At 65.1% G+C, this 25,562-nt stretch carries 16 protein-coding genes; 4 read left to right on the forward strand and 12 right to left on the reverse strand.

All coding sequences use genetic code 11. From position 1 onward, the window contains the following. Window positions 1-32: 32 nt before the first annotated feature. Window positions 33-851 carry an LLM class flavin-dependent oxidoreductase gene (locus tag ABT313_RS01130; RefSeq protein ID WP_350847318.1) on the reverse strand — a complete coding sequence of 273 codons (819 nt, stop codon included), beginning with the start codon at window positions 849-851 and terminating at the stop codon, window positions 33-35. A 135-nt stretch (window positions 852-986) separates the two neighbouring features. Between ABT313_RS01130 and ABT313_RS01135 the strand changes: the two genes are divergently transcribed. Continuing rightward, a complete protein-coding gene (locus ABT313_RS01135) occupies window positions 987-1,955 on the forward strand; it encodes an L-threonylcarbamoyladenylate synthase (RefSeq protein WP_350847320.1) in 969 nt (322 codons plus the stop codon). Between the two features lie 246 nt (window positions 1,956-2,201). On the opposite strand, the gene ABT313_RS01140 is transcribed toward ABT313_RS01135, so the two are convergent. The 4 genes from ABT313_RS01140 to ABT313_RS01155 all read right to left on the reverse strand — a co-directional run bounded on the left by ABT313_RS01140 (window position 2,202) and on the right by ABT313_RS01155 (window position 5,721). Next, entirely contained in the window at window positions 2,202-3,155 is a 954-nt protein-coding gene (locus ABT313_RS01140) for a sigma-70 family RNA polymerase sigma factor (RefSeq protein ID WP_350847322.1), read from the reverse strand. A gap of 46 nt (window positions 3,156-3,201) precedes the next feature. Beyond that, a complete protein-coding gene (locus tag ABT313_RS01145; RefSeq protein ID WP_350847324.1) occupies window positions 3,202-3,909 on the reverse strand; it encodes a hypothetical protein in 708 nt (235 codons plus the stop codon). A 57-nt stretch (window positions 3,910-3,966) separates the two neighbouring features. Continuing rightward, complete coding sequence (locus ABT313_RS01150) at window positions 3,967-4,758, reverse strand: SDR family NAD(P)-dependent oxidoreductase (RefSeq protein WP_350847326.1); 792 nt, start codon at window positions 4,756-4,758, stop codon at window positions 3,967-3,969. A gap of 165 nt (window positions 4,759-4,923) precedes the next feature. Beyond that, a complete protein-coding gene (locus tag ABT313_RS01155) occupies window positions 4,924-5,721 on the reverse strand; it encodes a helix-turn-helix domain-containing protein (protein WP_350847328.1) in 798 nt (265 codons plus the stop codon). 112 nt (window positions 5,722-5,833) lie between these two features. Here ABT313_RS01155 and ABT313_RS01160 point away from each other — a divergent pair, with 112 nt between their 5' ends. The 3 genes from ABT313_RS01160 to ABT313_RS01170 all read left to right on the forward strand — a co-directional run bounded on the left by ABT313_RS01160 (window position 5,834) and on the right by ABT313_RS01170 (window position 8,579). After that, the gene (locus ABT313_RS01160; protein WP_350847330.1) at window positions 5,834-6,187 is read left to right on the forward strand and encodes a nuclear transport factor 2 family protein; all 354 of its coding nucleotides are present in this window, start codon (window positions 5,834-5,836) and stop codon (window positions 6,185-6,187) included. 80 nt (window positions 6,188-6,267) lie between these two features. Further along, complete coding sequence (locus ABT313_RS01165; protein ID WP_350847332.1) at window positions 6,268-7,155, forward strand: alpha/beta fold hydrolase; 888 nt, start codon at window positions 6,268-6,270, stop codon at window positions 7,153-7,155. Window positions 7,156-7,520: 365 nt separating this feature from the next. Continuing rightward, window positions 7,521-8,579, forward strand: a complete 1,059-nt coding sequence (locus ABT313_RS01170; RefSeq protein WP_350847334.1) for a DUF4241 domain-containing protein — start codon at window positions 7,521-7,523, stop codon at window positions 8,577-8,579. 26 nt (window positions 8,580-8,605) lie between these two features. On the opposite strand, the gene ABT313_RS01175 is transcribed toward ABT313_RS01170, so the two are convergent. From ABT313_RS01175 to ABT313_RS01205, 7 genes are all read right to left on the reverse strand, one after another. After that, entirely contained in the window at window positions 8,606-10,873 is a 2,268-nt protein-coding gene (locus ABT313_RS01175) for a N,N-dimethylformamidase beta subunit family domain-containing protein (protein ID WP_350847335.1), read from the reverse strand. A gap of 141 nt (window positions 10,874-11,014) precedes the next feature. Then, window positions 11,015-12,382: a hypothetical protein gene (locus ABT313_RS01180; RefSeq protein ID WP_350847337.1), complete on the reverse strand. Its 1,368-nt coding sequence runs from the start codon at window positions 12,380-12,382 to the stop codon at window positions 11,015-11,017. A gap of 1,158 nt (window positions 12,383-13,540) precedes the next feature. Continuing rightward, the gene (locus tag ABT313_RS01185) at window positions 13,541-13,879 is read right to left on the reverse strand and encodes a hypothetical protein (protein ID WP_350847339.1); all 339 of its coding nucleotides are present in this window, start codon (window positions 13,877-13,879) and stop codon (window positions 13,541-13,543) included. Between the two features lie 164 nt (window positions 13,880-14,043). Beyond that, window positions 14,044-14,577, reverse strand: coding sequence for a hypothetical protein (locus tag ABT313_RS01190; RefSeq protein ID WP_350847341.1), 534 nt, complete (start codon window positions 14,575-14,577; stop codon window positions 14,044-14,046). A gap of 125 nt (window positions 14,578-14,702) precedes the next feature. After that, complete coding sequence (locus tag ABT313_RS01195; RefSeq protein ID WP_350847342.1) at window positions 14,703-15,281, reverse strand: hypothetical protein; 579 nt, start codon at window positions 15,279-15,281, stop codon at window positions 14,703-14,705. A 967-nt stretch (window positions 15,282-16,248) separates the two neighbouring features. Then, window positions 16,249-16,593 carry a hypothetical protein gene (locus ABT313_RS01200; protein ID WP_350847344.1) on the reverse strand — a complete coding sequence of 115 codons (345 nt, stop codon included), beginning with the start codon at window positions 16,591-16,593 and terminating at the stop codon, window positions 16,249-16,251. Next, window positions 16,590-25,322, reverse strand: a complete 8,733-nt coding sequence (locus ABT313_RS01205) for a DNRLRE domain-containing protein (protein WP_350847346.1) — start codon at window positions 25,320-25,322, stop codon at window positions 16,590-16,592. The genes ABT313_RS01200 and ABT313_RS01205 overlap by 4 nt, the downstream gene beginning before the upstream one ends. Window positions 25,323-25,562 lie beyond the last annotated feature (240 nt).

Consider the following 25,562-nt stretch of genomic DNA (forward strand, 5'->3'; position numbering starts at 1 on the left):
TCGCCGCCGGGGTCTCGGGCGACAAGACCAGTCTACTGCCCGGCCAGCTTGGCGACGACCGGGGCGAAGGTGTCCGCGAAGTCGGCGCCGATGACGAAGTACGACAGGCCGATCTCTTCGCGGCGGCGCTGGATTTCTTCGGCGGCAGCCGCGGGGTCGCTCGGAAGTACGACGAGGGAGTCGGCCGCATGCAGCGCCGCGGTGTCGAGGGTGGGCGGTGCCATGAACGGGGCGACCCGATCACCGACGACGGCGACGTGCTGGGCGAGCTCGATGTCGGTGCGGCCGGCGAAGTCGCGGACCCGGGTTGTGGTTTCGCCCCGGTCGTCATCGAGTGAGAGTACGAACGTGACCGCGTCTGCGACGTCCAGCGCCAAGGCCTGCGACTTCGGACCGCTCACCGCCATGACCACCGGCGTGTGCAGGTCGGGGCCGTCGAACTCACGCAGGGCCGCCACGGTGTCGCGCATCCTGGTGCGACGCTCAGCCACTGACACGGCAGGCCGTCCGAGTTCGACCTCGATCCCGGGCCGGCCGGCGCCGATGCCCATCTCGAAACGGCCTTCGGTGAGTACCGAGAGCGAGTGCGCCTCCCACGCCGTACTCGATGGTTCGCGCAGCGCGGCCGCATAGACCCACGAGCCGACCCGCAGGTCAGTGATGGCGGCCGCGGTCGCCAGCGTGGGCCCGAGAGCCGGCTGCCAGGTAGGAACGTCGGGCATCAGCAACGTCGAGTAACCGCTGCCGGCGATGCGGCGCACACGATCCCGCCAGGTCGGCAGGTCCGAAAGGATCGGCGCAACAACTCCGAAACGGAATGGTCTGGCTGCTCGCCCGGTCCGGTCGTTCATCGTGATTCTCCTCGCGTCTGGGGCCTTGATCAGGCCCGGTTGCTCTATCCACGAACCCGCCACCCCCAATTCGACAACAGCTCGGCTCCGTCGTGGGCTGCCGGCGCCGAAATAGGCCGTGAGAGCATGGATGGTGTGTTAGCAGTTGCTCAGATCGAGAAGGCGGCCGAGGTACTGCGGAACGGCGGACTCGTGGCAATCCCGACCGAGACCGTCTATGGGCTGGCCGCAAACGCCGAGGATCCGCAGGCGGTCGCCAAGATCTTCGAGGTGAAGGGCCGCCCTCCCACGCACCCGCTGATCGTCCACATCGGCAGCGCCGATCAACTGGGCGAATGGGTCGAGGAGGTGCCGGCCACCGCGAAGCTGCTTGCCGAGGCGTTCTGGCCAGGTCCGCTGACGCTGGTACTGCGTCGTGGGCGGCGCGTGCCCCTCGAGACCACGGGCGGACTGGAGACGGTCGCCGTCCGCGTGCCCGACCATCCTGCCGCGCTGGCGTTGTTGGCCGAATTCGGCGGCGCTGTCGCGGCGCCATCGGCCAACCGCTTCGGATCGGTCAGCCCGACGACACCCGATCATGTCCGCACCGAGCTCGGCGGCGATGTCGACATCGTGCTGGACGGCGGACCGTGCGAAGTCGGCGTCGAGTCGACGATCGTGGACGTGACCGGCGACGTGCCCACCGTGCTCCGTCCCGGTGGATTGACCCGTGAAGATCTGGAAGAGGTGCTCGGACACCCGCTGGCCGTCCCGTCGGCGACTGCCGTCCGGGTGCCGGGGCAGCATCCGACCCATTACGCACCGCGGGCGCACGTCGTACTCGTCGAGACCGACCAGATCCTCACCGAGTCCGAGCTCGCTCACAGCGCCGGCCGCCGGGTAGGCGTCCTACTACCACCGTCACTCGCCGGTGCCCGGGTCGAGGCAGCTGCGATCGTGCCGGTCCCGGACTCGCAGTCCGCCTATGCGCGAGGCCTGTTCAAGTACCTCCGCGAGCTGGACGAGCAGGGCTGCGACCTGATCATCGCCTCCCTGCCGGACGAGCGAGGACTGGGCCTGGCCATCGCCAACCGCCTTCGCCGCGCCGCAGGCCCGCGCGACTGACCTGTGCCGAGATGGTCTGACCTCTCATCGCCCCAACCACATTCGCGGCCGGATCGCACGGACGACGATGGCAGATCCGGACCGCGTGGTGTCGTAACAGAGTGTGACTTCGAACGATAAAAGTTCTAACCGGGCATGGATGCCGCCGTAGCCGGGGGGCTGGGGGGATCGGCGGCATCCATGCCACGGCCGATCGACACCTGCTTGTCGTCACGGGTGGCCCGTTGGCGGGACGAGCCGGCGGGGTCAGAGTCCGAAGAGTGCGAACAGCTCCGAGCCGTGGTACGCGACGACCCGGCCGACGCCCTCGGTGGTCAAGGTCAGTAAGTGCAGCGCATGCGGGCGGAGCACGTCGTCACCGTCGTGGGCATACACCGCGAAGGCGGGTTGTCCGTTGGCCGAGGTGGGGACCAGGGCGGCCGGTCCGATCACGCGCATCTGTTTGGCCAGGAAAGCGAGGATGGCGTCGCGTCCTTCGAACCAGGTCACGATCGGCGGCATCTCCCATCTGGCGTCCTCGGTCAGTACCGCGACGAGTTGATCGACATCCGCGGTTTCGAAGGCAGCGACGTACCGGTCGAGCAGGGCCCTTTGGCGTGGCTCGGCAGGTTCGGTCAGGTCGTCCTGGCTGAGCGGAACCTGGGCCCGGGCGCGCTGGAGCGCACTGTTGACGGCAGCCGTCGTCATCTCCAGCAGTTGCGCCACCTCGGCGGTACGCCACTGCAGCACGTCGCGCAGAATCAGCACGGCACGCTGTCGCGGGGGCAGATGCTGCAGCGCTCCCACCAGCGCGAGCCGCATGGTCTGGCGTTCCACCACGACCGTCGCTGGATCGGCCGGTGCGCTGGTGAACAGGAAATCGGGTATCGGCTGGAGCCACGGCACCTCCCGGGCCCGTACGCCGAGCGCCGCATCCAGGTCTGTCTGAGGGGCGCCGAGATCCGCGGGCAGAGGTCTCCGCCGGCTTTTCTCCAGTGCTTTGAAACACGCCCGGGTCGCGATGCGGTACAGCCAAGTACGCAGCGACGACCGTGCCTCGAACGCGCCGTAGCCACGCCAGGCGTCGAGGTAGACGTCTTGCACCACCTCTTCGGCCTCGTCGACGGAGCCGAGCATGCGGTAGCAATAGGCAAGCAGCTCGCGCCGGTGCGGTTCGCTGAGCCTGGCGAACTCCTGGTCGCCGGCCCTCGCTTCAGTCATGGTGTGCATGATCCACCGATCCCGTGACGGTGAGAAGGAACCCGGATCACCGGACGGCAATGTCGGCCATGTCGATGGCGACGAAGACGATCTGGTCCTCGCCCATCGGCGCGTAGGCCCGTCGCGTCGTGGGGATGACGATGCCGTCGACGTCGCGGTGGTCGGTGGCGAAAAGCTGCGACTCGACCGTCCGGCCGACGATGTCGATGGTGAAGTCGTGGCGGCGCAGCAACCCGTCCGGTCCGAAGCAGAACACCTGTGTCCGGGTGTGGGTCTTGATGTGGCCGGGGAAGGTCACCTTCAGCCGCCGCCAGGTTTCACCGTCGGCCTCGATCGCGGCGATCTCCTCACACACGAACCCCGGCCAGGTGAACACGAACGGCGCAGTCAGGTACGTCCACAGTCCTTCCCCGGTGAAGTACGCGAGATGCAGGTCGTCCCACGGCGTCTCGAACTGGTGGCCGTCGAACGACCGCTCCGGGTCGTCACGCACCTCGGCGACCGTGCCGACCGGTCGTTGCAGGACGACCCGGTCGGGTTCGAAGACCGACCGCCGGTCCTGGCCGACGAAGTCCATGGTCAGCCGTTCCCGCGTGGTGTCCACCTCGAAGCGGACCTTCGTCAGCGCGTCGCCTTGCCCCTTGAGCTGCCAGAAGGCTCCGGAGATGGCGGCGTCGACAGTGATCGAACGGATCCGGTTCCACCGCTCGATGCCACCATGCGCGGCGACCGCACTCTCGAGTAGATCATTCATTGCTCGTGCTCCTCTTTCAGCCATGGTCCGGCCACCGGAACCGGCAGCCGGCGCGGGTCAGTCGACGACGATTCCGCCGGTCAGGTTGGCGACAGTGCCGGTCATCGCCGATGCCCGGTCCGAGGCGAGGAACACGGCCGCTTCGGTGAGTTCGGCCAATGTGGTCGGACGCTTGCGGTGGCTCATACCACCAGCCAGCGCAGTGAATTGCTCCTTGGTGATCCCCAGCGCGTCGGCGTGCAGCCCGTACACGACGTCGATGACCGGCGTTTCCACCATGCCCGTCGTACGCAGGCAGATCGTGCGAACGCCGTACTGGGCCCATTCGGCCGACAGCGCGCGGTTGAGCGCTTCCATTGCCGCCCAGCCGACGCTCATGCCGCCCACAAGCGGCAGCGGCACGCGGGCCGGTTCGGGCGTGTGCATCATGATCACCCCCGACCCCCGCGCGATCATGTGCCGGGCGGCGGCTTTCGCGGTGATGAAATGAGCTTGCGCATAGGTGGTGATCGGGCGCAGGAAATTCTCGACCGGCAGTTCGGCGAGGGGTATGCCCTGCAGCCCGTCGGGCGAGATCCCGATCGCGTTGAACGACGCGTCGATGCTGCCGGCGTCGGCGACGACCGCGTCGAGGTGCTCCGTCACGGATTTCTCGTCGCCGGCGTCGACCACGCCGGTCTCGACCGCTCCACCCGCGGCGGAGATCTCCTTCGCGAGAGTGTCGATGACGTCGAGATTCCGGCCGGTCAGGAACACTCTGGCACCTTCGCGAGCGAAACCGCGGGCTACCGCACTGCCGACCGCGCCGCCCGCGCCGTAGACGACGACATTCTTGTTGACCAGCAACATGAGCTTCTCTTTCAGGTTGTCCAGGTAATTGCGGGATGTTCTGCCCCGTGAGCTGTACGCCGTCCGGTGACCGGTACGACGAGCTCATACCTGTACAGAGGCGAGCTGACCGCGAAAGTAATCGCTACGGCGTAGAGCTACCTGGGCCGAGCGGGATGCTGCGGATCACCGGCCGTTCGCCAGCGAGCTGAGAATGCCGGCTGTGGTGGGGTTGGCGGGGAAAAAGGTCTCGATTGCGATCTCGTCCAGGGTGACGTCGCGGGGTGAGCCGAAGACTGTTGCGGCGTACAAGAAGTCGAGGTCGCCGTACGGCGTCGTCAGCTGGAGCGGTACGACGAGGTCGTCGGCCAACGAGGCGGGTGCCGGCGAGGTGGGTTTGCCGTAGGACTCGAGCTCCATCAGCAGGTCGGCGAGGCCGTCGTCGGCGGTCCGGTCGAGTTGGCGACGTACGCGTCGTACGACGTGCGAATGCCACTGCTGCAGGTTGCGGACCATCGGGGCCAGGCCGTCGGGATGCAACGTCGCACGGAGCATGTTCACCGGTGGACCGGCGAGATGGGTCGGCAGATCCGCCAGGAAGGGTTGCATCGATCGATTCATCGCCAGCAGGTCCCAGCGGACATTGACGGCGACCGCGGGGTTCGGCTCCATCCCGGTCAGCACTGCCCGGACCGCATCCGCCGCCGCTCCCAGGTCGGTGAACGGCCGCTCGCGGTGCGCCGGCGCGAAGCCGGCCGCCAGGTAGAAGCGGTTGCGTTCGCGCAGCGGTACGTCGAGTTCGTCGCAGATCCGCTCGATCATCTCGCGACTCGGATTCGACCGCCCGGTCTCGATGTAGCTCAGATGTTTCGCGGACAGATCCGCCGCCAAGGAGACGTCGAGCTGGGAGCGACGCCGCCGCTCACGCCATCGCTTCACCAGCGTTCCGATCGTCTCGTCCGGGCGCACCGTGATTGCAGTCACGACCGTAACGATGCCGCCGTGGCGGACGCCGGGCAATCACCTCCGAGGTTATTGAGCCGGGTCCTCGTTCGCTTTCAGAGTGGAGGCAGCAAACCTCGAAGAAGGAGTTCCCATGACCGACCTCACGGTCGTCGAGCAGTACGTCGACTTCTGGAACGCAAGCGCCGACGCGAGCTTCGCGGACGGCATCACCTACCACGCACCGATCGGCGTACTGCGCGGCGTCGACGAACTGATCGGCTTCCGCAACCAGTTCGCCGAACACCAGCCCGGCTACGTCTTCCGGCCGCGCGCCGACCCGGAAACCCACCACGGCCGCGCCCGCCTGCAATGGGAACTCCTGGTCGACGGTACGCCGTTCGCCACCGGCACCGACGTCCTCGAGATCGACGACCACGGCCGCATCGCAACCGTCGCCGCCTTCCTCGACCAGGCCCCAGAAGGCTTCCACCACCAGGACCACTAACCCTCGACCACGCCGCTCCGGGCGCCAGCTGTCCGTGCACGCCGGCGTCCGGGGACTCGGCTCGATCTAGCCTTGGTGACATGTTCGACGGGTTCGAGGAGCTGCGGGTCGAGGTCGACGGAAACGTGATCGCGGGACGGATCGGCGGCTCGGGTCCGCCGCTGTTGTTGTTGCACGGGATCCCGCAGACGCACCTGATGTGGCACCGCGTCGCACCCGCGCTCGCGGCGCACTTCACCGTGGTCGCGACCGATCTACGCGGCTTCGGCAACAGCGGCAAGCCGCCCAGCACGCCCGACCACACGCCGTACGGCATGAGCACGATCGCCGCCGAACAAGTCGCGGTGATGCGATCGCTCAGATTCGACCAGTTCGCAGTGGCCGGGCACGACCGCGGTGGACGGTGTGCGTACCGAATGGCACTCGATCATCCCGACGTGGTGACGCGCCTGGCGGTGCTGGACATCGTGCCGACGGGTGAGGCGTTCGACCGGGCGGACAAGGAGTTCGCGCTCGGATACTGGGTCTGGTCCTTCCTGGCTGCGCCGGAGCCAGTGCCTGAGCAGATGATCGCCGCAGCGCCTGAGACCTTCGTCGGGTACATGCTGGACGACTGGTCCGGTGAGCCCGGCGCGTTCCCGGCCGAGGTGCGTTCGGTGTACGTCGACCAGTTCCGCGACGAGGCAACTGTGCACGCGATCTGCGAGGAGTACCGTGCGGCGGCAACAATCGACCACGAACGCGACGCCGCCGACCGCGGACGCCGCCGGATCCAATGCCCGGTCCACGTCCTGTGGGACGGCTCCGGCGCGGTAGGGACCTGGTACGGCGATCCGCTGACGCTGTGGCAGACCTGGGCCGACGACGTCACAGGCCACCCGATCGACGCCGGCCATTTCCTCCCCGAACAGGCACCTGAGGAAACCCTCACCGCCCTACTCGACTTCCTGTCGTCCTTGTTGGCCTGAGGCAACAAAGCCGAGTCCGGGTCATCCTTGACAGCTTCGCTCGGTCCAACGCGCTGCCCGGACGAATGGTGTCGGTCTCGGTTGCTCGGTAGCCTCAGGCGGTGATCCCTGACCCGCAGTCCCGTGTAGAGGCTTTCATCGCCGACTTCCATCAGAAATGGGAGCGCGCGGGACAGGCCCCCGCGGACCTGTCCTTCGACCCGAGTCTGTCGGAGGTATGGCTAGCTGAACTGGCCCAGCTGGTCGATTCCCACTGCTCGCCTGGAACGCAGACGGGCGAGGAGGGTGTCCTGTCCAGCCGGCCGGCCCACAGCCCTGCGAGCGAGGTCGTCACTCAGGTCATCAGTCACGATGACCACGCAGTCGTGCGCTCGGTAGCAGAGCACGGGACACAACACAGGTACTTCGAATACCGGCTCGTGCTTGTCGACGGCCAGTGGCGCATCGACCGGGTTCTGTCGTTCTTTGATCCGCCGGGAGCACCACTGGTCGACGAGCGCGAAGCCGAACGGTTGCTGGCCGCAGCGCAAACCGGAGGGCCTCTCGACGCGATCAACACTGACCTCGAGTTAAACATCCCGGACCTGTTCGCAGTCGGCCGTGAGGTCGCTCCGTTCGGCACCCCGGCGACGATCAGCGTGCATCGTATCGGGGACCTCTCCTGCCGGTCGGGTGTCCTGACCGTTCGCGACTTCGGCTACAACGGATTCGACCTCGAGCCGCTCGCCCGGCGAGTGCCGTCCGGAACGTATCCGGTCGAGATCGCCATGGTCGACAAGACGAACGTGGCGCTGCGGCTGCGACTCTCCGACTTTCCCGCAGCCACCTGGCATCCCGCGCAACGGACGAATGGAACACACATCGTCGGCGTGGACTACGCCAATGTGGCGATCCTGGACCTGGCCGACCTCGTGCGCTGCGAGGCGCAGCAGGTCGAAGAGTTGTTCGTCCGGCAGGCCGACCAACTGGAAACAGGTCCAGGTACCATCTTCAGTCTTCTCGGCGACGTGACCGATGCGGCCATGGTCACCAGCGGGTACGGCGATGGCGCGTACCCGTGCTACTGGGGCGTCGCCGCCGACGGCACGTTGGTCGCTCTCGTGGTCGACTTCCTCGTCCTCACCGAGGACAAACAACTGACCCTGACGGCGCCTTGGCGACCGGGGATCATCGACGTCCCCGGACTCGGAAGCCTCGAGGTCGAGATCGTCGAGCATGACGGCGGCTTCACGGTGCACCACCGCGGCGGACGGATTCGCAGGATCCGCGCGCTCGGTCCGGACGACGCCGTACTCATGGACGGCGATCGGCTAGGGCTCACCGTGACCGGCAACCTGCACAGCCAGACCTGGCCGACCAACGACCAGCCGCCGCCGGGGACCCTCCTCGAACTCACCGTGGACCACGGCTACCGCCACGTCTAGCGACTGGGACGTGGCGGAGCCGTCGGTCAGGGTTGGGTGGTGTTGGTTTGCAGCGGGTGCTTCGGTACGGCGACCCGTACCGTGGCGGCTGTGGTGTCGGCCGGTACGTCGATGGCTCCTTGCGAGACCCATTCCGTGATGTTGCCGACGATCGTCGCGACCGCCTTCTGCGAGTTCGCGTCCGGAGCCGGTACGGCCCAGTTGGACGGGCAGCGTCGTACCAGGAAGCAGCCGTAGGCGAAGGTGGAGCCGTTCACGACGCGAGCGCCTGACGGCGCGGTGTAGGCCGTGGCATGCATCGGCACACCTCGCCCGTTCGAGTGACACGTCCCGGTGCCGCTGGCGATCGTCGACAGCCCGGGTTGCTTGTACAGATCCGGCCAGACGTAGTCGACCTCACCGGCGATGAAGCCGGGCAGCGTAGTGCCGGTGGGTACGCCGGTGAACATCCAGCTGCTCCCGGTGGTCAGAGTATTTCCGAGCACCGGACAGATGTAGTCCGCACCCAACAGGGCCTGCGACGCGTAGGCGTCGCCCTGGTACCGCCAGGTCGTGGAGTTGTAGCCGTCGGTGTAGCGATCGATGTCCCACGCGCGCCTGGAGTCGTCGGTGAAGGTGATCAGCCGGTACGCCGTGTTCGCCCCGAGGTTGGCGACGTTCACGCCCTTCGCAATCGCCTGACTCAGCGCAGCCCGCATCCGCAACGAGTAGTATTCGTCATGGCCTGGCAGGAAGATCGTGCCAGCACGCGATGAGAGCTGGCCGCCGTACTGGTCCAGGTCGTTGTCGGTCCAGTAGGTGACGTCGAGTCCCTTCGACTCCGCCCAGAACACCAGTCCCTGCTCGAGCGACAGGTACTGCCCAGAGCCCTGGCCCTCGTTGTACGGGCGGTCGAACGTCAGCCGGCCCGAGCCCGTGTCCACCCCGGTGTAGAAGCTCACGCCGCCGTAGCTGTTGTACGCCTGCCAGGTCGCATTGGCCTGCTGGATCAGCAGATCGTGCTTCGTCCCGGTGTCGTCGCGAACGGTCAGCGGCGCATACGAGGCATACGTCCCGTCGCTGACCTTGATCAGATACGTGCCCGGCACCCAGGTGTTGTCCACCGGGATGGCCAGCGTCTTGGTCCAGCTCGCGGCCGAGGTCATCCGCAACGGCTTGCCGTCGACCGACGTACCTCCGGTCGTCGGAGCCTCCTGCGCCACCGTCGGTACGTCGTCCTGGCGCCAGACCTCACGTGCGCCGAGCCCGCCGTAGTACCCCATCCGATAGGCGACAACGTCGACCGGGCTTCCGGAGCTGACCTTCAGGTCGACCGTGTCACCGCAGGTGGCCGACACCTCGGTCAGGTACGCCGCCAGCGGGCCGTCCATACTGGTGGGGATCACCCAGTCGTCCGTGCCGGCCTTCGAGTTCTCGGCGCTCGTCGTCGGCCAGCTGTCCGGGCACCCGGCCGGAGTCGCAGCAAAACCGGCCGCCTCGAGAACCGGCATCGGGGCCGGCGGCGCGATGAACGAGATGCTCCCGCTGCCGGAGCTCAGGACCGTTCCGGTCGACGTCGTCGCGGACACGCTCAGCGTCATCGTGCCGCCGTACTTCGACAGCTGGACGCCGTTCACCGGAATCGCCAGCCGCGCGCCGGCCGCGACGTTGATTGCCGCCTTCGGCTTCCAGGTCGCGTAACCACCGGCGAAACTGAGCGTCCCGTTGATCGTACTGAGCGTGCCCGTGGAGTCGGTCGGCAACTGCATCCGAACCGCGCCCAGAGCGCCGGCCTTGGTGACAGTGCTCTGGTACGTCAGGTTCGTCGTCTGAGCGGGAATCGGATTGGTCGCCTTGACCGCCACCGACGCCGTGTACGTCCGTAGCGGCTGCAAGACCCCGGCACCGGAGGTCAGCGTCACCCCGGTCGTACCGACCGTCTTGAAGCCCAGCGTCCACGGACCGCCGGCGGGCAGCCGCAGCCCGTACATCGGAATCGCAAGCTTGGCGCCGACCGCCACGTTCGTGGTCCGGCTCGGCCGCCACCGCAAAACCGTCGACGACGCCGAACTCACCGTGCCGTTGATCGAGGTCACATGCCCGGTCGTCCCCGCCGGAATCGCCATCGTGACCTCGCGAATCGCCCCCGCCTTCAGTACCGTCGCCCGGTACGTCAAGGTCGTCGTGCCGTTCGACGCCTGCGTGGCCGTCACCGTGATGTTCGCCGCAGCCGCGTCCGCCGCACGATTGAAGAACACCACCGCTGCCACAGCAACCACCAATGCGGCCACCGCAGCAAGCACCTTGCGAAGCATGATCCCCCCAGGTCGAACGAGATTTCCCGGGAGCGAGGATACGGATCTCTCACCCCGTTCAGTGAAAATGTTGCCGATCAGCAACCGAACCGGCCCAGACCTGAACCGTCTGCAACCACGTGACTCCACTGCGTTCAGCTCCTAGCGAGTGAGTGTGGCTGTCACGGTCGCGGCGGGGTACCAGTTCTCGGAGTCCGTGTAGCGGGCCGTGAACGTGGTGGTCCCGCGCGGCAAGGCGTACGTGACGGTGTAGGTGCCGACCGCGGTCATCTCCGCTCCGCCGATGTAGGTCTCCGCCGCACCATCGGTGCCGGCATAGAGGCTGAACGACTGGTAACCGGTCGAGGTCAGGGCCTTCGAGACCGGCGAGGTCCAGGTAACCGTGACGTAGCCTGTGCTCTTCTCCTTGCCCGAGCCGGTCTGGACAGCGATCTGGATATCCGTCGTGGGAGCCTTCGGCGGATGCGACGGGCCGAACGAGTGCAGCAACTGGGTGCGCTGATACGGATCGTCGGACGTGACGGCCCAAACCCGGGTGCCAGTCGCGTTCACGACCAATCCGCCTTCCCGAAGGTCGTCGTTGTCCCGGAAATCGACCGCGTACTTCGGCGTACTGCCGTCCTTGTCGTACAGCACTACGTCGGACTCGTTCGAGGCCGTGCTCGAACGGCCGATGGCGATCGTCGAGCCGTCACCGGACCACGCCGCATCAGTCGCGAAGCGGCCACTGGGATAGTTACCAGCGTCCGAGAGGTCCGGAACCGTGTAGGCGCGGTGCTCGTAGGGATAGCCAACGGACTCGACGACCTCGGTGCCATCGGGACTGAGCGCGTAGTCCGACGGGCTGTCTCCGACATCGTTACGGCTGCTGACGACTACGGGCGTTGGACCGGACACATCGATGACGGAGAGCTTCGCTGCCTGCCCATCGTCACCGGCAATGATCCGTGCACCGCCACCTGGACTCGCGTCGACCAGCAGGTTGTCGAAGATCCCGCTCGCGTAGACAACTGGCGGGCTGTCCGGAGCCGACCAGATCAGCAGTCCGCTGAAGCCGATGCCGCAGTTGCGGAAGCTGCCGACGATCTTGTCCGCCGCGGGCTCGACCTGGGAAACGCAGGCTCCGGCCGGCGCGCCGTACGTAGCAGATGGCACCAGGGTGTTCGCATCGAGAGTCGTGACACGGTCGCCCTGCGCGACCAGCACGGTCTGATGATCGTCGCTGAGAACCACATCCGTCGCACCGGTCACGGCCGAGACCTCGGTCTGCAGGACACCGTCCAGGTCGGTCACCACCAGCGGCAGCGCGGTTGAGGCTCCTTGCGCCAGATACAGGCGCCCGCGACCCTCGTCCAGTTCAATCGCGCTGAACCCTTGCACGGGCAGTTGAGTCCCGACGCTCTTGGCCGCCAACGGCTCGGCTACGGCGCTGGGACTGGACAGGACGAGCCCGCCCAGGAGCATCCCCATCGAGGTCAGACCCATCAGGGCAGGCCTACGCAGACGCATTGCTCTCCTTCGTGAAACTCCCGCTGACAATGGCCCTACAAACCCGGACACAACCGGACGAGGACAGACGACAGCGATCTAGGGCGCGGCACATCGACGCTCCAATGGCGGGCGGATCCGGCGCACCCCGAGCGACACCGGCGAAGACACGAAGAGTTGTATCGTTCGAAAGGCCGCCGACGCAACCTCATTGCATGTTCCTGCAACCCAAGGGAACCCTTACTTGCAAGGCAAAACGCCAATGTGTTACCCCAGCTCATCCCAGCAGCCGCGGCACTCATCAACGAACGCCGCTACCACCGCGGACCCAGGCGCTTCAGACGCACAGTTCCCCTCACGGCTTGTCAATCGCGGCCCCTACCGTTGACCTGCGAGCCCTTGCTACCGATCGCACTGACGACCAGTCCCCTCGGGGCTGATCTTCTGCGTTCGACATGCGCGGTCGACGGTGTTGCGCCGCTAGCGACGTGGTGCTTCGTAGATGAGTTTGAAGCGGTCGAACTCACCACCCAAGTGCTCCAAGACACCAGGCGACGTCACCGTGATCCAGGAGTACCCCCGCAACACCGCGTCAGCCCGACGCAAAGTGTCCTAGGGAAAATGCCGAGCATCGCCTCGAGCGGCGTCCATGTTGAACCGGCGCGGCTCACGCCGATCACCGGCAACGTAGGTCGCAGACAGGTTCAACCACCTGGGTGCAGTTTGCAGGCGGTAGGCCGAGATCGTCAGACTGGGCTGCCCTGGATGCCCAAACTCGTTCAGCGTCGAAAACTTCGCCGACATCTCAATCGAAAGACCGGATCCCAACGACAGGAACCGTGCCCAGTTCTTCGGAGTCCACGGCCCGGGCTGTCCGACGGCATGTCGTAGTTCAGCTCCAACTCCAACCCGCGAGCTGCACTCAACCGAATCTCTTCGATGCCATCCGACACGCTCAACTGAAGCTCCCACCACTCAACAAATTCACCGGATTCAGGAAGCTCAGTCCAATCAAGCCGCCCACCACAACCGCCCCTCCCACAGCCCTCCCATCAGGTTCAAACCTACGATCGTCGCCTCGCTCCGACTCGTCGCCGCTGCGGAGTCGTCTCGCCCGGACAGCGTACGGGTCGCCATCTCCGGTGCACCGTGGCGGATTTCCTTCCCAGCGGTAGCTTTCTAGTCGGACAGGCGATCGTGCCTTACTACCGCCGCCATCCGGGCAAGGTCCTGAAGATGGTCCAGCGCGGCAGCCCGATCGACGTCGAGATCGAGCGGCAACTCGGCATCTGCGTCCGTCACTAAATTGCTAGCAATCCATTCCCGAACTGTCGAAAGCGCTTCAGGCACCAGGGAATCGACAGAAAACCAGCCAAGATTCTCGTCGACAATCTCATGCAGAACGCCCCTGTCATCCTGGCTCAGATTGGTCTTTTCGGCAATCCTGCTCACTACCCATCGAAACAGCCAAGATGCGCTCGTCCAGAGCTGCCCGCCGACCTCAATCGATCCCGCCATCATCTCACCGTGAAACTCGGTCGTCGAGCCAGTCGACGAACTCTTGCACTTTGGCGGACTGTGATCCACTGACCTTCCAGGTCGTGCTGCCTGCTGGATCAGCAGTCAGTGAGAATCGAGTTCGCGACCGAGACGAGAGGATCACCATTTCTTGGGGGGTGAACCTAGGGTAACTGTGGCAGGACATGATTCCATTTCCCGACATGATCGACGAACTCGCGGTCGCTCAGGAACGGAGCAAGTCGGATCGTTGGATTCACCAGGTTCTTCACGCGGCGCAGGGCGCGGATTTCAGCGATCGGAAGAGATCTCCAGCGTGTAGCAGCCAGTTCCACCTGGGCGATGTCCTGCGGAATCAACTGCAGGCATCTGCGGGCTGCGACATCTGGACGCAACTCCAGCGGTTGGCCGACGACCGCCCCTGCCTTCGCGATCAGGCCGGCCAAGTTGGCCAGCCTGATCGCTACATCATCGGCAGCGACCGCACCTTCATTCGCCGCCGCGTTCAGTACGCGCACCACCCGATCGAGAGTCGCGGTATCAGGAACGTCACCCGAGCTCACAACGGATTGGATTTTTCCGCCCGAGACGAGAACCCAACCCAACCACCAGTTCGGGCGCTCGGCGCCCGAGGGCTGCTGGCGGGAAAGCCACCCCTCCAAGGACGCGCTGTGAGCGACGACATCCTCCCAGTCCACAGCTCAGAAACCTAACCCGAACGACCTGAATGCATCAATTCCGATCTGGACGCTCTCAGGCGACGGCTGGAAGTGGCCGCTGTTGTTGAGGCGGCCGCGCCACCGTCATCACCGTTTGCTTTCGATCAGCTGTCGGTCAGATCCGCAGCCCTAATTCTGATCGCCTCAAGCCCGTCAGCGCTCGGTGCACCAGCCGCGGCAAGCATCCGAACGGCCCACCGGCAGAACTCGATCGCGCTGACAACGTCCGACTGAGCCATGATCTCAGCCACTTCATCTTCCTGGGCGTCGCCACTGCCAACCTGCCAAAATCCGAACAGCCTCTCGGAAGTACGACCCAAGACCGGCTCCAGTGCATACTCGATTGACCTGCCTGGCTCGAACGTCGGATCCACGGCAATTCGTAGAGCAGCGTCAGCGCAGATCCAGGAACTCTGCGCAACGACGTCCTCCGGAAGCGTTTGATCAAGTTCGTACAGCAAGACACCGGCTCGGTCGACAGGTAAGCGGTCCATGCAGAACGCGTAAGCAGCCTCTTGTGCCTGCTGCAGTAATGCGCCCACTTCGCCGTGTTCCGCCGTCCACCAGTCCACGGAGTCCAAATGGGCTGAGGAGGCTGCCCAGAACAGCGCAGCCTGAGACGTCCGGGGCAGAGCATCGATCAAGCCCGCAACCTGCTCCAACTCATGATCAAGAGCAGTCATCGTTCGACCACCACACCCGGGCGCTCAAGAATCAAGGCACAACCGTGCTCGCTCGACGGACATGGCATGCGGACATTGGTCCCGATCCGTGCCAGATCAGGTATCGAGGCAAGGAGGTTCTCCTCCGCGTGCAATGCATTCCCCTCATGTGTCCGAGATGGAACACGAGCGATGCCAAGCAAGCCTGCCATGGTCCGCTGACCAGCGTCAAAACCACCGCTGGAACCGGCCCATAGGTTGCCGGCAGCGTCCTCACCGACCGCAATCGTCCTTTGGTTGACGGCAGCACCCGGCCGACCTGCCGTCCGGATCTGTTCAGCGAGAGATAGAAGTCTCGGCGTGGAGCTTTGCAACAGAGTCTGCGAGCTTCGCCACAACCTTCTCGGCAGTGACGATCGCTCCGCGTTCGGCGAGTTCGCGGCACCGGCTTCGGCGCCTCCAGCGGGGATGAGGACCGGGCCAGCGATGCGGCCTGCGTGCCTAGTACACAGCCGATCCGGCCTCGGCTCGTGGACAGCGACCGCTGTCTGCCGGGTTTACTCCCTCGAGCATCTCAGACGGATCGCGCCCGGCCGGTAAGTCGGCCGGGCGCGTACACGGACCTGAGGTCCGCCCATCAGGGTTGGGCGTTGGTGTGCACTGCGTGCTTCGGCACGACGGCCCCGTGCCGTGGCGGTCGTGGTGTCCGCCAGTACGTCGATGGCTCCTTGCGAAATGCATTCCGCAATGTTGCCGACGATCATCGCGACTGCTTTCTGCGAGCTCGCATCCGGACGGGGAACCGTCCCAGTTGGACGGGCAGCGACGTACCCGGAAGCAGCCGTAGGCGAAAGGTGGAGCCGTTCAGGACCCGAGGGCCTAATGGTGCTGTGTAGGCCGTGGCATGCATCCACACAGCTCGGTCGTTCGAGCGACACGTCTCGGTGCCGCTAGCGACTGTCGACAGCCCTGGCTGCTTGTAGCTTTGCTACCATTCAAGATTGAGTCGCCCAGTGCGGAAGTTAATGAGTGTGTATTTCGCATCCATGGCGTAGAGACCATTGCCGCGCTCGAGATCTCTTAGGACCGCCTCGGCACGAGCCGAGGCGAAGGGCAGCGCATGAGTGGCAGCAAGCAGTCGGACCGACGGTTCCGGATCGTCAAGTAATGATTCAATCACTCGGCACCCGAGCTCAAGGTCACGAATCTCCCTGTAGAGGCCATGGTGTTCTTTGAAGATTCGGTTCGCCTTCTTCGGCTCGCCTTTGGCTGCCGCCCAGTCGAGCGCCAAGGCACGATAACGCTCACGAATCTCGTCTTCGCTCAGGGTCATGGCAAGGCAACTCCTCGCTGAATCTGGGACGTGATATCCACGCCGAAGGCGTATTGGTCCGCGAAGCTCTGCCCTGCAAGCCAGGCACGAACCGTCTGCCCACCGGTGAACGGTCGAATGGTCGCATAGTAGTTGGCCTTGGCTTGGTTGACCGCCGCCGGGACGGGGTTCAGGTTGTAGGGATTATGGATCGCGCGTGGATCGAACCCACTGCGGGCGATCTGGGACTGCTCAACCACGTGGTCGTATACGTTCCCTTGGCCGGGCGACGGCGGAGCCCGCTTGGCCGCTCGGAAAGAGGAGAACCCTTTCGCAAGATCGGGACCTGCCTCGGCTGCGTCCTCGGCGTGTTTGAGCGCCGCGGCAGCCTTCGCGGCGTTGCCGAGCTTGCCGATGGGGATGACGCTCAGGGCTGTCATGCCGCAGGCGGTCAGCCCGAAGTACGCGGCGCAGTCTTGGGCATCCTTGGCGCCTGTGACGCTGGCGACCAATTCCAGCGCCTCGGGCAGACCAGTCTTGTCGAACTCTTCGGCTCCAAGCTTGAACCCTGCGACAGCCGGCGGGACGCCTAGCTGGGACAGCCGGACAGCCTGTTGCTGTTGGCTGGCTCCGGCCGGCAGGCCCATCGACTCGTTGATCTCTTGGCCGGCATTGTTCGGAACTGCAGCCGTGCTGCTACCGGTCGAGCCAGTCGTCGTGGTCGGGGAGGTAATGGTTGGTGTGTCGTGGGGTGCGAAGCGGTCGCTATCTTGCTCGATGGCGTAGTGGCCGTTGAGTTCGATGCGGCTGATGGGGTTGCCGCCGCCGAACATGTACCGGTTGGCGTTCCAGGGGTCCGTACCCAACGACAGGTCCGACAGGGCGCCGTTGAACATGTCGCGGGTCAGGAACCGGTTCAGGCCGGGGTTGTACTCGCGGAAGCCCATGTCGTAGGTGGCGGTGGCGCCGTTGAAGCGGGCGGAGTTGAAGCGGTAGGGGTTGACGATGTCGGCGTCGTCGGTGGCGGTGCCGGTGATCTTGTCGTCGCCGGTGGTGCCGGTTTTGTCGGGCTGGCCGTAGGCGGTGTAGCGGTAGGTGGATGTGGTGGTGCCGGTGGTGGCGTCGGTGAGGGTTTCGACGTCGCCGTGGGGGTTGGTGCCGTAGTACGACTTCTTCGAGGTGGTGCCATTGACCGGGCTGTCGACCAGTGAGAGGTTCTCGCCGGAGGCGCCGTAGGCGTAGGACTTGGATGTCTTCCAGGTCCCGGCGGTGTCTCTCTCCTCCTCGGCAGTGACCTGGTTGGCGAGTCCCACGAAGGTGTAGCGGGTGGAGATCGAGGCGGCGGAGCCGACCTTCTCGGACTGGTTCGACACGCGGTCGAACGGGTCGTAGGTCTGGTTGCGGGTGAACGTCGGGTTACCCGCGGTGTCAAACTTTTGCTGCCGGGTGAGCCGGTCGTAGCCGTCGTAGGCGTTCTGCTCGACAACCTGGGTGCCGCTGTCGGTTGTGGTGGCGCGGCCGAACGGGTCGTAGCGCTGGTTCAGTGTCGCGCCGCCGGTGACCGTTGTTGTTGTCAGGCGGTTGCGGTCGTAGGTCATCGTCGACACGGTCGCGCCGATGGTCTGCTTGATGGTGTTGCCAGCCGCGTCGTAGTCGTACGACTCGCTGTCGCCCTTGTCGGCACCGGCCTTGTCGACCGCGGCGAGCTGCCGGGCAGGCGTGTAGGTGTAGGTCGAGGCCTGGTCCAGATACTCCGAGCTGTTCGCCTTCAGGACCTTCTCGACATCCAGCGAACGGTCCCCGTCAGGGTTGTAGTACAGCGAGTGCGACGAGACGAGCTTGCCGCCACTGGTCTTCTCGGACAGGATCCGCGGCAAGCCGTCCTCGTGGTAGGTGAACGTCGCCAGGTTCCCGTTGGGCTTCGTCACGGTCGACTGCAGGCCGCGGCCGTCGTAGGTATAGCTCCACGTATCCGTGCTCGTCGATGTAGAGCCAGCCTTCACCGTGTCGACCAGGTTCCGGACATCCCACGTGTAGCCCGTGTAACGGGACACGCCAACCGTGCTCGCGTCCGGTGCGCGTTGCGCGTTGGTGGAAAGCACGTTCGAGTCGAGGTCGTAGGTGTAGTCGGTCGTCGCCTTGCTCGTGGCGCCCTTGAGCTCCTCGACCTTGGTGGTTCGGGCGAGGCCGTCAGTGGTGACCTTGAAGGTGTCCGTCGCGGCGTTGGGGTTGTTGTCCTTGACCTCGGTCTGCTGGCCGTTGGCGTCGTAGTTGTAGGTGAACGAGCGGTTGTCGACCGGGTTGGTCGAGACCAGCTTGATCGCGTCCGCGCTCACCACCCCCGTCGCCGACGGCGCCAAGGTGATGGTCTTCGCAACACCATTCGGGAACGAGTAGTTGCCCAGGCTCACCCACGGATTAGCCGCGGTACAGGCCTTCTGATCGACAGTCTTGGTCGCCGATCCGGTGGAGTGGTTGATCGTGTACGTCGCAGCCGTGGTCGCGTCGGTCCGAACCGGGCAAGAGGCGTACACATCGAACGAACCCGCGACATCAGGCAGCACACGCCAACTGAACGTGTCAGCTGAGCCGGTCGCCGCGGCGTGCATCCTGTAGTCGCTGCCCTGGGTGTTGGTACCACCCGGGACGGTCGTCCACGTGCCCGTCGAGGAGGCTTGCCAGATGTCGCCGTTGTCGATCACGTCGACCGGCTGCTGCGCCGCGGTATCCGAACGGGACGCCAACGCACCGTCGGGATAGTAGCCCCATCCCTGCGTGCGTTTCGCGTCGTCGCCGGGCACCGTCAGAGTCCGGTCGGTCTGCTGGCCCAACTGGTTGTAGCCGTACGTTGCGGAGATCTGCCACGGGTCCGTCGAGGTCTTGATGTCGCCCGAGCCGTAGTAGGTGAAGTTCGTCCATTGCGCCGCCGGCGGCGCCGTGGAGCCAAACGTCGGCTCCGACTGCGCCTTCACTTCACCGGTCGGGTAGTACTGGACGAACGTACTCGACGGCGTCTTGTAGAGCGCGGTCGTCGTGTCGAACGCAGACTTGTTCTGGATCGGCCGGTTGTTCTTGTCGTAGACCGTCTCGGAATACAGCGGGGTCGGACGATCGGCATTGGTCGGACGAGTCTGCCGGGTGACGTTGCCGGCCTCGTCGTACTTCAGCTTGGTGACCCACAGCTCCTGGTGCTCACCGATGGCCGTGTGCGGCACCGAGACCTCGATCGGCTGACCGGCCTCGTCGTACTTGGTCGTCTTCGTATGACCGGTCTGGTCGATCTCCGCGGTCACCAACCCGTCCGCGTCGTACACCTTCTTACTGGTGTAACCGGCAGCATCGGTCACAGCGGTCGGGCGATGGTTCAGGTCGTAGACCGTCTTGGAGGTGTAGTCGGTGGCCGGCGAGGCGTTGCGCAGCGGATCGATCACCGTGGTCTGGTTGCCCACGGAGTCGTACTCGTACGTCGTGGTCGGCGTCTTCGTGACGCCGTTGTCGACGAACGGGGTCTCGACCTTCAGCACCTGACCGATCCGGTCATAGGTGTACTTCGCGACGAAGTCGTTCGGGTCGGTCGTGGTCGCGACGCCCTTCGGCGCCGTCTCGGTGATCTTCCGGCCGAGTACGTCGTAGGTATAGGCCAACTGCCGGCCGGTCGTGTTGTTGTCCGGCAACGTCTTGGTCAGCAAGTTGTCCGCGGCATCGAACGTCGACACCGACTGCGCACCGTTCGGCGCGGTCTCCTTCGTGACGTTGTCATTCAGGTCATAGTCGGTCGCGGTCGTCCGCACCGCGGTCCCGTCGTACGGCTTGGTGACCTTGGTCGGGCGGCCGAACGCGTCGTACTCCGCTGTCGTGACGCGCTGATACTGAGTACCGACCAGGTCCTCGGACAGGCTCGTCACGTTGCCCCGGGCGTCGTAGGTGAACGCGGTCGGAGCCAGCAGCGGATCGATGATCTTCGTCGGATAACCACTCGCGTCGTACAACGTGTACTGCGTCGCGTTGCCCCGGGCATCGGTGGCCTGAGCAAGGGTTCCGTCGGCGTTGTACTCGTAGGCCGGCCCGAAGCCGAGGCCGTTCTTCACCGTCTTGACGTTGCCGTTCGCGTCATAGGTGAAGTTGTCCGTGCGGCCGCCGGCGCTCTTCTTCGATTTCAGTACCGTCGCACCAGTGTCCAACGTCTCATAGGTCAGCAGCACACCCGGCAGTCCGTTCTTGACCGCCATCGCATCCCGCACTACCAGCGGATACCCGGTCGTCGGGTCGTACTCCCAGGTCGACACCGCGCCGTTCGGCTCCTGCAACCGGATAACGTTGTGGTCCTTGTCCCAGGCCAGCAGGGTCGCCTTGTCACCGCCGATCGCATTCTGGTTCGCATCCACAATGCTCGTCGTCCGACCGAACACGTCCATCTTGTACGTCGTCACCGACGGCGTAGAACCATTGACGTCCGTGACCGTTGCCTGCCGGTCGTGCGCGGACGGGTCCGGGTCGGAGTAGGTGAAAGTAGTGTCGTTTCCACGACGGTCGGTGTACCGCTTGGGCCATCCTGCGTAGCTGGGGTTCTCCGACGACGTGTAGTACTCGACCTTGGTTTCGGCGTTACGCGGGTCCTTGACCGAGTTCAGCTTCGCGTTGCCGTTGGTCGAGGTCGACGTGTACCCGAGCTGGAACACCTTGACCGGCGACCCGGCCCCGAACGTCTGCGTACCCGGGTCGAACGAGCCGCCATCCTCGAGCCTGGTCAATTGGAATGTGCTGTTGTAGCCGAACTTCAGAGCGCGCTCCGAGATGTCCCTGATCCACGCGACGTGTCTGTCGGTACTGCTGACATATCCCAGTGTCAGGACCTGCCGACCACGTGCATCCAGGACCGTCGTTAAGCGTCCGCTGGTGTCATAGCTGAACGACAGCTTGTTGCCGTTACGGTCCGCAACCGACGTCTGCTGACCGGTCGAGTTGAAGTAGAACCGCGTGCCGTCCGGACGGGAGAACACCCACTGAGGATCCCCGCCGCCGTTCAGCTCCTTCCTCAGCTCCAGGGCAACGCCGGCCGGGCGCGTGTACGTGATCTCCTGCGGGGTCTGTGTGGCGACCCTGTAGTACTGGGTCGTACCGTCACCGTCCACGAACGACACCACGTTGGCGGTGTCCACCGTGAGACCGCTGCCCAGCCTCGCCAACGTGGCGGGCTGCACCGAGACCCCGTAGCCCGATGCCGAGTCGCCGTCCTGACTGTTGTATGCCAACCGCACGAACGCGGACGGACCGATCGACGGGTTCGACAACGCGTCGTACGACCACACGACATTGCCGTTGTACAGATTCGTCAGCACCTGGGCGCCGCCACCGGTCTCCTCGCCGGTGTACGACATGAACTTCTCCAGCCCCAACTTGTCCGAGGTCGGATCCTCGACGTAGCGGTCGACACACAGCAGGCCGGAGGTCTCCATCACACAGCCCTGAGCCGGCCTCGCCGGCGGCGAGACGGCGTTGTCACCGTCGAACCAGGTCTTGTTATCCGGCTTCAGCAGATCCAGATGCAGGTCGTACGACTGGCGCTTCGTGCCCGAATCGGCGTTGATCGGCGCCTTGATCGGAAGGTCGACGGTCTTCGACTCGCCCGGCGCCAATGCCTGCCCAAGCGGAACGCTGAGGCGCTCCCCCTCCGTCGTCAGATCAACAAGACTGCCCGGATCCGTCCACCGATACGACACCGACAGATCGCCTTGCCAGTCGCCATTCGATGTGTTCGTTACCGTGACAGGCGTCGTAACGGTCGTGTTCGGCTTGAACCGCTCGGGGATCTCGTCGGCCTGATAGGTCTCGGCCTCGTTCTTGGCCAGGTGCTCGATCCACAAGCGCGGACGGAACAGCGTGTCCGGCGACTCGCCGTTCGTGATGGACACCAACTGCTGACCGGTCGGGTCCGGCGCCTCGTTGCTCGTCTTCAGCAACAGGCCGTGGTTGTCCCCGGGATTGTCGACCCACGACTGCAACCTCGTGACCAGATTCGACGTAGGGCCCGTCGACGCGAAGGTCAGCCGTTGCGCGTTGCCGTCGGGATGGACCGAGCCCAGCTGCTTGGCCGAGTCGTAGTCGCCACCGGGCGTGGTCCAGTTGATCGTTGACGTTGCCTGGTTCCAGGTCGCCTCGGTTTCGACGAAGTCCCGGTTCAGCCCGAACAGGTCGAAGTCCGCGCGGCCGCTGCCAGAACCGTAGTTCGAATACAGCTCTACCCGCGCGTCGAGGACCTTCGTGCCCTGTTTGATCGCCGAGGTGTCGAACTTGAAAACCCCGCGCTCGTCGCCGTACGTCGGGTGGTTGTTGCCGACCTGCACCCAGTACCGGGTGTTCGGTGGCCCATTGGGAATTGGGCCGTCGGGACGTGACAGGTTCGTGTTCTGGTACGCCGTCGCGGCGGCCAGCGTGGTGTCGGCGATGTCGCCGCCGAACGACTGCAAGATGCGGCCCTCCCGCGGCATCGTCACCGTCTGGACGTTCGACGCGGCCTTGCCGTTCGAGGTGCCGTCTCCCACCGTCCGGGCCACGACCCAATAGCTGTACGTCGCCGGATCACTCGCGGTTGACGGCTTCGCCGTGTCATCGGTGAACGACGTCACGTCCGGCGCAACCGTCCCGACCAGCTCGAGCGACCCAGGAGCGATATTCGAGAAGTAGTCGCCCACAGGGCTACTGCAGCCGTTCGCCGGGAGGGCACGGCAACCGCGGTAGATCTGGTACTCGACCAGGTCGTCGTCATCGGCCGGCGTCGGATCGATGTACTTGCTCCAGGTCAGCTCCGCGCCGCTGGCGTTGACCGTCGACGGCGGGTTGAGCGTGACCCCTGGCTCGTCGTAGGTAATGACCAGGTTCGGCCGCGCCGCGGTCTCCCCGCCGAACGTGTCCTCGCTCGCGCTGTAGTACAGCCCACCGGCCGGCGCGGTCGCCGGAGCCTCGTCGACCGCCTTCAGCATGACCCCGTAGTTCGGCGACTGACCGTTCAACCACGACTGGACGTAGCTGCCCATCGCATACGAGTGCCACCCATCGCGATCGCCGGCCTGCTTGGTCGCCGTCGAGTACTTGATCCACTTCATCGCATCCGCGACCGGAACCGTCGCTGTCGTCCCCGGCTGCCGCGTGGCCTTCACCTGCGTCGTGCTACCCGGACGCGAATGAATCGTGCCCAGCGTGTACCACTGCGCACCCCCGGCGACTCCGGCCGTCTGGTCCCAGGTCACGGCTTGCGTCGTCACCTGGCCGTCGGGCGTGGCACCGATGAGTGTCGTCGGCAGCCTGCCACGAACCGACGACTGGAAGTAGAACCCCTGCACCTGGTAGTCGCCATCGCTCGGCACCCGCGCGTCCCACGTGAACGAGTCCGGCGCGATGCCGGTCAGCGCGTACGAGAACGAACCGTTCACCGCACTCGCATTGCTCTGGTACTTCCACGGACCTTGATACGACGCGGATAGCGTGTCCTGGTCGTCCACCTGCACCGTGTTGGTCGCATAGGTCCCGTTCCAGAAGCTGTTCATCGACGCCCACGTGGCCGTCGACTCTGACCAGTCCTGCGTGACCTTCACCGCTGCGAACGGTAGCTTCACGTCCGCGCCGAAACCCGCGCCGTAGTGCAGGTTCAGATCGGCCGAGCGGATCGTCGTGGTCGACGGGATCATCGACAGGTCGAACTTCAGCAGACTTCGCCAGGTGTTGTGGCTCGCGTCGTCACCGACCAGCATCGTCGGGTTCGTGCCGTAGTTGGTGGCCTGGTTCGCCTCGGAGATCGATGTGTCCTGCGCTGCCGACGGATCCGGAACGACCACGATCGTCGGGTCGATGACGATCGGGAAGACCCTGTCCTTGGCGGTCAGCCAGGCCTGGTCGGGCTTCAGCGTGAGCAGGGTCTTGCCGCCCTGCTGGCTGATCGTCTGTGTGATCTTCTCCGAGTAGCCGGGCTGCCCCAGTTTGTTGTCCGCCGACGAGTCGTACATGTTCGGCGCCGGAATCACGTACTTCGGACGTGTGTCGCCGTTCCTCTTGAAGAACCCGATCGATCCGTCAGGCTGCGGCTTCGCGGTCAGACCACTCGTGTGCAGCTCGAAGGTGTACTCGCTCGCAGCGTCCGCGGCAGCTGTGAGTACGACGGTTTCCTTCACGCCGGTGCGCGACACGTAGTACCGCACATCCGCCGTACCGAACACGTCCGCGAACGCCACCGACGAGTCCTTCACCAACGGCGTCAACGCCCGCTTGTCGCCGGCCGCGCCCAGACTGATCGACTCACCGTCCGCCTCGAACGTCAGCAGCCGATCACTCGACTTGCCAAACCGCGTGCGGAAGGAGTTCTTCGCGTTCTCGAACGAATCGTCACCCGAGCCGGCCACGACCTTGGTGTCGATGTCCTGCCACGTGCCCTTGGAGTCCTTGTAATGCACGGGCTCCGTGGACAACTCGACCTGTGTGGTTCCGTCGGACATGCGGTAGCTGGTCGACGTCGCCGTACGCCGCCCGTCCAACTCCCGCACCCGCGTCGGCTTCCCACTCGCAACCGTGGCCGTGGACGCCTTCGTCACACGCGCAGGAGCCGGTGGCGCCAGCGGGCCGGCCGCAGGACGAGCGACCTGCAGCACGGCGACCTGCGCCGCCTGCTCTGGATGAGCGAGGGCAGTAGCGGGGACTCCGAGTGATGCCGGGAGCGACAGTACGAGGGCAGACGTCAGCAACCTGCGGGCGCGGCGCATCCAAACTCCAAAGCTGGGCGGAATCCGGCGCACCCCGAGCGACACCGGCGAAAGGCAGGAGATTTCTATCGTTCAAATACCGGCCGGCACAACCCCGCTGCAGCTTGTTGCAAACTTAGGAAACCCTTAGCAACAAGGGGAAACGGGAGACTGAGAGCGCTCGCCGACGAACGCATCGAGCCGTCGCGGGTCCGGCGCGAAGGTCGCGGGCGTCGTACGGCTGTCACAAATTGGGGGGCT

Origin of the sequence: Kribbella sp. NPDC000426 (assembly GCF_040300265.1) — a bacterium.
Classification (GTDB): Bacteria; Actinomycetota; Actinomycetes; order Propionibacteriales; family Kribbellaceae; genus Kribbella.

Bases quoted from the DNA above. Each gene is read 5' to 3' on its own strand.
- ABT313_RS01140 (WP_350847322.1), bottom strand. From the start codon at position 3,155: ATGACTGAAGCGAGGGCCGGCGACCAGGAGTTCGCCAGGCTCAGCGAA.
- ABT313_RS01150 (WP_350847326.1), bottom strand. From the start codon at position 4,758: ATGTTGCTGGTCAACAAGAATGTCGTCGTCTACGGCGCGGGCGGCGCG.
- ABT313_RS01130 (WP_350847318.1), bottom strand. From the start codon at position 851: ATGAACGACCGGACCGGGCGAGCAGCCAGACCATTCCGTTTCGGAGTT.
- ABT313_RS01145 (WP_350847324.1), bottom strand. From the start codon at position 3,909: ATGAATGATCTACTCGAGAGTGCGGTCGCCGCGCATGGTGGCATCGAG.
- ABT313_RS01195 (WP_350847342.1), bottom strand. From the start codon at position 15,281: ATGACTGCTCTTGATCATGAGTTGGAGCAGGTTGCGGGCTTGATCGAT.
- ABT313_RS01200 (WP_350847344.1), bottom strand. From the start codon at position 16,593: ATGACCCTGAGCGAAGACGAGATTCGTGAGCGTTATCGTGCCTTGGCG.
- ABT313_RS01175 (WP_350847335.1), bottom strand. From the start codon at position 10,873: ATGCTTCGCAAGGTGCTTGCTGCGGTGGCCGCATTGGTGGTTGCTGTG.
- ABT313_RS01180 (WP_350847337.1), bottom strand. From the start codon at position 12,382: ATGCGTCTGCGTAGGCCTGCCCTGATGGGTCTGACCTCGATGGGGATG.
- ABT313_RS01185 (WP_350847339.1), bottom strand. From the start codon at position 13,879: ATGGCGGGATCGATTGAGGTCGGCGGGCAGCTCTGGACGAGCGCATCT.
- ABT313_RS01205 (WP_350847346.1), bottom strand. From the start codon at position 25,322: ATGCGCCGCGCCCGCAGGTTGCTGACGTCTGCCCTCGTACTGTCGCTC.
- ABT313_RS01165 (WP_350847332.1), top strand. From the start codon at position 6,268: ATGTTCGACGGGTTCGAGGAGCTGCGGGTCGAGGTCGACGGAAACGTG.
- ABT313_RS01160 (WP_350847330.1), top strand. From the start codon at position 5,834: ATGACCGACCTCACGGTCGTCGAGCAGTACGTCGACTTCTGGAACGCA.